The organism is Acidithrix ferrooxidans, from assembly GCF_000949295.1.
Taxonomy (GTDB): Bacteria; Actinomycetota; Acidimicrobiia; order Acidimicrobiales; family Acidimicrobiaceae; genus Acidithrix; species Acidithrix ferrooxidans.
In genome coordinates this window covers 21,851-28,083 of the sequence record NZ_JXYS01000042.1, presented here as the reverse complement: position 1 = coordinate 28,083, position 6,233 = coordinate 21,851, and the positions used below count along the sequence as shown (strand labels likewise).

The window sequence follows — 6,233 nt, the reverse complement described above, 5'->3', positions numbered from 1 at the left end:
CTTCTAGTCACGACAATCCATGGGCTACCACGTTCCTCTGGAGAAAAACGTTTCATGGGCACTTGACTTTCAATTCGACCAGACAACCGATACTCGTACTATCAAGATCCTTTAGTATCATTGATTAATAGTCAAGCCCTAGGTTGTGAGGGAAGCCCTAGCGTCAATAACAGCCAGATCGATCGATTCACTAGGGGTTATTGCCGTCCTGGATGATATCGTAGCAAGCCGAGGTCATCCTATCTAAATAAGGTGTGACAACGGACCAGAGTTCATCTCGAAAGCTCTTTCGGAATGGTCAATTGAAATGGGCGTAACCCTTATGCCTACCGAACCCGTATCTCCATGGCCCAGTGCAGCTTTATGGGGTCAGAGTTGAATCTTTCAATTCCAGATTAAGAGATGAATTTCTCAACGGCGATCTATTCGAGAGCGTCGAAGAAGCACAAGCGCTGCTAGATATCTATAGCGATGACTTCAATGAATTTAGAAGTCACAGCTCTCTTGGATACCTATCTCCGACACGATTCCTAGAACTCACCGCACAAGACCAACGAATGGTGCTTACCAAGTCGTATAAACGACGAGGTTGGTACGCTCCGGCGTGTTTCGTGAGGGTTTGAGGAAGAAAGGTTGATTGAGTTGTGGACGATTGCTACGCAAACGAAAGTTGAAATGTGGAAAACGCTTCGCGTTTACGCACAATCCAACGATCTTCGACCACAGGCTCTTTCAACCAGCTACTACTACTAATTAACAAAAAGCTCTATGAATTTTCCTTAGAGTCGCTAACCCCTAAAAACAACCCGATCCAAAAATCACATTAATTTTGGACCATTAAATGGGGGACCCGCCACAGGCAATGGAATCGGAAGCAGCGGAATCGAAAGAAGTCCAGTACCTGCAGATGACTCAGCCACAGCAACAAAAGAGTCGTCCCCTATGTCACCTTTAGACTCATCTATCGCCCCGGCAAGCTCTATCTCGTCACCTTCGGTGTCCGAGATCGAGATCACATGTATCCGACTCATCGATTACCGCTGATACCTTCGATTTCGGACCAAGGCGGCCAAGTGCCTGACGGACCGGACAGGTAGAATACCGAGCTCATCAGCTATCGACTGAATCGTTCTTCCGCTATTTCGCAGTTCCTTGATGTAGGAAGCGACTTCTTCGGTTACTAGGCGCTGTGACTTCGGACCTTTCTTCGCATCGATGAGACCGGCGAGACCGAATTCTGCGAAGTCTCTGCGCCAACGCCACAAGGCATTGGGTTTGATCCCGAAAGCACGTGAAACCTCGATTGGCCATGCAGCGCCAGTCTCTACAAGTTATACGGCAGCAAGCCGTCTAAGCGGCTCGTCACCCGGTCCCCAGGTGTAGACGACATTGCCCCAGATGAAGACTGCACCACCACGCTCGTCTTCGTAGACGCCCGCCGAATCACCGATTGGGAGGGTTTCTTTGGGAACCAGTAGCAATGGCGGCTGACCGATCATCAGTCCGGAATTCTGGTTCTCTGAGGTGGTTTCCATCTCTTCTATTGTATCACATTTAGTTTCTGGAAACGATCATTTACAGGATCATTCTTCCAGCTCAGAGGCTAATTTACAGAAACTTGCCGGGAACCATGTCAGGAGTCCTGGAGTTGAGCTATTACTCCCTGAGGGAAGCTGTACGCCTCGATCTCTTCGTTCTCAGCCATCTCTGCTAGCTTGGGCGACTCCCCAATTACCACCAATTACCCTTGAACTCAGTCCACTGAGCGCCAGTGGAGAGATTCCTCGATCTCCTCCATCTCCCAGCTCAGAGGTATGGACCAACGTCAATTTCGACGGAGACCCGCTAGCGACGTAGCGAGCGCTAAGGGCTTCAATCAAAGACGTAGCCTCGGTCATTCCCCCACCGGCACCACAAATAGCCACCATAGCTCCATCTGGAATTAACTCAACCGCAGCGCGTGCTTCCATCAAGGCTGTAGTAGTTCCCAGTCGTTCAGGGATTAGATCTTCTCGCTGAAACTTCTCTAATATGCCCTTCCTCAATATTTTCTCGTGCTAGAAATAAAGCACATAGGCGACTCAAGACTATTCAAAGAGCCATATGAGCCGCCGATTTCGAACTAAAGTGCCGGATGTGCAAAGATATCTATTGCTCGCAGCCAGAGCTACGAGCCAGGTGATCATTTGCATCACACTCAGGATTAGGATTCGAGGCTTCGCAATAGGCCCCGTAGTGCTAGCTCGTATCCATAAACGCCAAGGCCGCTAATTTGACCAACGGCTAACGCCGCCAAAACTGAGGTATGTCGAAAAGCTTCGCGTGCGTGAACATTTGATATATGGATTTCGACAAAAGGCACCCTAACTGCGGCTAATGCATCCCTAATCGCATAGCTATAGTGAGTGAAAGCACCGGGGTTGATTACGATTCCGTCGTGATTACTAAACGTCGCATGAATTGCGTCAATGATAGCGCCTTCATGATTTGACTGAAAAAATTCAAGCTTCACATCTAATTCGCCTGTCAGAGCCTTCAATCGAGCCTCTATCGTTGCCAGCGAATCCGAGCCATAGATCGCTGGCTCCCGTCGACCTAGCATATTCAAGTTCGGACCATTGACAACTAGTACTTTTTTCACTTACATTTCCCTTCGTTTGGATAAACATATCAACATACTTACCGAGTGCACTCTCTATCGAATTGACAATTCGCCCTTCCAGATAATCGAAAGTACCCTTACCTCGTCTCGTCTAAACCTTTGATTGTCAATTTGGACCACAGTGTGAGCTCCGTTGAGTCCAGGAGACGACCAAGATTTCTAGTACCCCTTAATCAAACTGGAGTAGCTCAATGCATACACTTCCTTGAAAGCGGATCCAATTAAGACCACGAGGCAGTTCGGTGGCTCCAAGGGCGAGAGTTTTTCGCTCAACTTGGTCAACATTGCTGGTCTTGACGCCCAGATGCGACAATTGCCCGGAAAATTCAGAAAAATTCGGATCGCTAATCAATTGGATTTCACCTCACTATCCAGAGCTGAGAAGGGATATCTTCAGCTCCATCGACGAGTGTGACCTTCATCGCCAACGCCTCCTCGAAAAAACGCCGGTGCCATTCAATGTCTCGAGCTAGAATTGCTACGTGGTCGAGACCAGAGATAGTCCTATCTGACAAATTTAACTCCTTCAACTCGCCTCCATCTACCCAAAGATCGGAATGCAGACCCTTCTAGCTAACTAATAAAGGATCTCTCTATCCCCTTGAGAGCTGCCAACATTGCATTATTGGCCGGAGTGGCTATGCCAAAGCGCACTCCAAGCCGCACAATCGCACCATTGATAAAATCAATCTCCGTCAATTCGCGCCTCTCGACACTTTGAAGCATCGACGCCTTGAAGCCTCTGGGCAATCGCACCCTGGCATGCTCCCAGATCACCTTAAGATTTCGCTCAGTGATTTCTACCCCTAGGGCATCTGCAAGATTTATACCCTCAGTGATAATCTCAAAGGCGGATCTTTCCACCTCTTCAATTTCATATAGGTCGCCATAGGCAAGCCTGGTAATCGCGCTAAGCGCTCCAGTAGCCAGATTCACCAAAAGCTTGTCCCAAATCGTTCCAACTATGTTTTGAGAAATCACGGTCAACAGTCCGGCGTCGCCAAAAGTCCGGGCTATTTTTTCAAGTCGCGGAGTAATTCTGCCATCTGTTTCACCGATAACGGTCTCCTTATTTTGAATAGTCACCTCAAATTGGCCCAAGTGGTTCCGAGCACTGCCTACATAAGTCCTGGCACTCAAGACCTTGTCAGCGCCAACCACCTCAGCCAATATCTCTTCATTTCCGAGACCATTTTGAATAGTCAAAACACTACTCTTTCCCCCTACCACGCCAAGAGCACTTTGAATAGCTCCCCTAGTTTGCCTTGATTTGACCAAAATTATAATCAAATCGACGACCGGTATATCGCGAGAATCGGCAGTTGCCCTTACCATCGACACCTTGGTTTGACCATCAATATTGACCGCCAAACCATTTTCATTTATCTCCTTGACGTGCTCGCTTCGCCGGCAAAGGAGCGTAACATCACAGCCACTATCTAAGAGCAGGGCGGCGAAAGCACTCCCGAGCGCTCCAGCACCCACCACACAGATCGACATGCCCATCTATTCACACCATTGACCTTCCAAATATTTTAAACAACCGCTTCTAACCTGGGGCAAAACAACGACTATGGTCGCATCAATTAGGAACGCCACCACTATTAGAATCAAATCTAATCCAAACAACAACACCAAAGTCGACGGGAACTACCGCCGTAGGGGTCACAAGGTTCAGAACAAATCAAACACTTAAGACCAGCCGCCGCTTGAAGTGGTGTCATAGAGGCCCGAACCCAACTTCATTGTATCTAGCGCAATCATCGATTGGATCATTTGAAATTCGCCAATGGACTTTCCAAACCGTTTACGAGTTCGAGCATAATCAACGGCTAAGTCCATAATCTGAGCGGACTTCCCAACCGAGCGAGCACCCACTTGGGCCAAGCAAACCCTACCAAGTGTCGTCCGAATCTGACGCATGCCGCTTTCCAATTCGCCAATAAGGCTATCCGCGTCAAGATGAACGTCATCAAAAAACAACTCAACGTGGCTTGTTCCCTTAAGCCCCATCATATTTTGATCTCGGGCTGCAACGACTCCAGGAGACTCTTTGTCAACTAAGAACAATGAGATGCTTCGGCCACCAGTACTTAGGTCGGTTACAGCCGATACGACGAAAAAGTCAGAAAACAATCCATCGCTAATCAAGTGCTTACGACCATTCAACAGCCAACCACTGCCATCTTTTTGAGCCTTGGTAGTGATGGCCCTAGCATCAGAACCAGCCTCCGGTTCAGTTATCGCTATCGAGACAGTGCGGTCCCCGCTCACGCATGGATAGAGCCACCTATCTCTTTGGGCTTCATCGCATCCAAAGTGGACTTCATAGACATTTCGAAAGGCACGTCTCGCTAAAATATCGATGGTATGGCCAAAATGCTCTTCGACCATCATCGTCTCTAGTGCAGAAAGTCCAGCTCCACCAAACTCACTCGGAACGTTCATTGCATATAGTCCTAAGGTATTTGACTTCTCAAAGATTGCACTGGCCATCTCGGAATCCAAATAGCCTTTCTCTTCCACCTCATCTTGTAGGGGATTTAGTTCTGAGGAAATGAAACGTCAAGCAGTTCCTAATAAAAGCTGCTCCTCATTGATTTTGAAGTCCATAGAATATCCTAATTCTTAAGGTATTGAACCAATTCAGTCGCTGCATTATATTTGGATGAGCCGAAGAAAGGTAAGGCGAGGTCGAGCAGATTGCATCCAATGAAGAGGCAGCCGCCATTAACGGCTCAATAAGGTCGTCCAAATGCTCTCGCAATAACCGAATTGATGGACCGCCAATACTGACAATACCTAGCACGGACCCTGAATTCGGATGTTTAAGGGCACAAGCAATTGCGGACATCCCAGGTGCAGAGCACTCTTGAACTAAAGAGTATCCGAGAAAGCGAGACTGCTCGAGCACGTCAAGTAGTTGCACCACCGATGCCGGGGCGTTCGGCCCCGCTTGAGGAGGCAAGAAGATCCCTTGCTCTAAAACCAACCTCACGGCCTCCCTGTCGAAAAGGTGACAAAGCCATGCATATAACCCACTAGCGGTACAAAAGAGGGGAACCTCGGCACCCATTTGAGGATCATAGATCAATCCCGAGTTCGAACCTTGCGCTTTAGCAATCCAGACCAACCTGTCCGCTTCAACAATTGCCAAGCGAACAAGTTCACCTGACTCGCTTGCCAATTGATCGAGGAACGGTGAAGCGGCATCGGCTACGCCCAATGATGTCAAATGGCCAAAGGCGAGTGAAAGTAGCTTTAGCGTCAGAAAATATCGCCCACTTTCGACGCCCTGGCGCACCAAACCGATCTCCATAAGTTGGCCCAGGAGCCGGTGAACACCGCTCTTTGGCAGAGAAAGGGAGTCGGAAATAGCGCCAAGGCAAACACCCTCACTGCTCTTGGATAGCAGACCTACCACTTCAAATGCACTTGCTACCAAAGGGTTTGCCATAAACCTATAGAGCAGAACATGATTTCATTCTAGAACGTCATTCCAATCCACTTCAGGAAATATCTAGGGAAGATTTCGAAAACTAACAAGACTTTCAGTTTATTGAGCTTCGCA

9 protein-coding genes are annotated in these 6,233 nt (G+C 48.3%); 1 reads left to right on the top strand and 8 read right to left on the bottom strand.

Annotated elements, in window-relative coordinates; genetic code table 11:
* Positions 1-353: 353 nt before the first annotated feature.
* Positions 354-623: an integrase core domain-containing protein gene (locus tag AXFE_RS21405; protein ID WP_052605365.1), complete on the top strand. Its 270-nt coding sequence runs from the start codon at positions 354-356 to the stop codon at positions 621-623.
* 195 nt (positions 624-818) lie between these two features.
* Here the strand turns inward: AXFE_RS21405 and AXFE_RS08280 are convergent, their stop codons facing one another.
* The 8 genes from AXFE_RS08280 to AXFE_RS08245 all read right to left on the bottom strand — a co-directional run bounded on the left by AXFE_RS08280 (position 819) and on the right by AXFE_RS08245 (position 6,107).
* Positions 819-1,031, bottom strand: a complete 213-nt coding sequence (locus tag AXFE_RS08280; protein WP_152625956.1) for a hypothetical protein — start codon at positions 1,029-1,031, stop codon at positions 819-821.
* A 300-nt stretch (positions 1,032-1,331) separates the two neighbouring features.
* On the bottom strand, positions 1,332-1,535 hold the full coding sequence (locus AXFE_RS08275; protein ID WP_052605412.1) for a hypothetical protein: 204 nt from the start codon (positions 1,533-1,535) through the stop codon (positions 1,332-1,334).
* A 162-nt stretch (positions 1,536-1,697) separates the two neighbouring features.
* A complete protein-coding gene (locus tag AXFE_RS08270) occupies positions 1,698-2,045 on the bottom strand; it encodes a CoA-transferase (RefSeq protein WP_052605411.1) in 348 nt (115 codons plus the stop codon).
* A 158-nt stretch (positions 2,046-2,203) separates the two neighbouring features.
* Positions 2,204-2,641 (bottom strand): type II 3-dehydroquinate dehydratase, encoded by a 438-nt coding sequence (gene aroQ, locus AXFE_RS08265; RefSeq protein WP_052605410.1) that lies wholly within the window; start codon positions 2,639-2,641, stop codon positions 2,204-2,206.
* Positions 2,642-3,021: 380 nt separating this feature from the next.
* Complete coding sequence (locus AXFE_RS19960; RefSeq protein WP_160291784.1) at positions 3,022-3,177, bottom strand: hypothetical protein; 156 nt, start codon at positions 3,175-3,177, stop codon at positions 3,022-3,024.
* A gap of 58 nt (positions 3,178-3,235) precedes the next feature.
* Positions 3,236-4,168: a ketopantoate reductase family protein gene (locus tag AXFE_RS08255; RefSeq protein WP_200891230.1), complete on the bottom strand. Its 933-nt coding sequence runs from the start codon at positions 4,166-4,168 to the stop codon at positions 3,236-3,238.
* 186 nt (positions 4,169-4,354) lie between these two features.
* Positions 4,355-5,221, bottom strand: a complete 867-nt coding sequence (locus tag AXFE_RS08250) for an acyl-CoA dehydrogenase family protein (RefSeq protein WP_082058585.1) — start codon at positions 5,219-5,221, stop codon at positions 4,355-4,357.
* Positions 5,222-5,255: 34 nt separating this feature from the next.
* The gene (locus AXFE_RS08245; protein WP_160291783.1) at positions 5,256-6,107 is read right to left on the bottom strand and encodes an IclR family transcriptional regulator; all 852 of its coding nucleotides are present in this window, start codon (positions 6,105-6,107) and stop codon (positions 5,256-5,258) included.
* Positions 6,108-6,233 lie beyond the last annotated feature (126 nt).

Bases quoted from the DNA above. Each gene is read 5' to 3' on its own strand.
- AXFE_RS08280 (WP_152625956.1), bottom strand. From the start codon at position 1,031: ATGAGTCGGATACATGTGATCTCGATCTCGGACACCGAAGGTGACGAG.
- AXFE_RS08275 (WP_052605412.1), bottom strand. From the start codon at position 1,535: ATGGAAACCACCTCAGAGAACCAGAATTCCGGACTGATGATCGGTCAG.
- AXFE_RS08255 (WP_200891230.1), bottom strand. From the start codon at position 4,168: ATGGGCATGTCGATCTGTGTGGTGGGTGCTGGAGCGCTCGGGAGTGCT.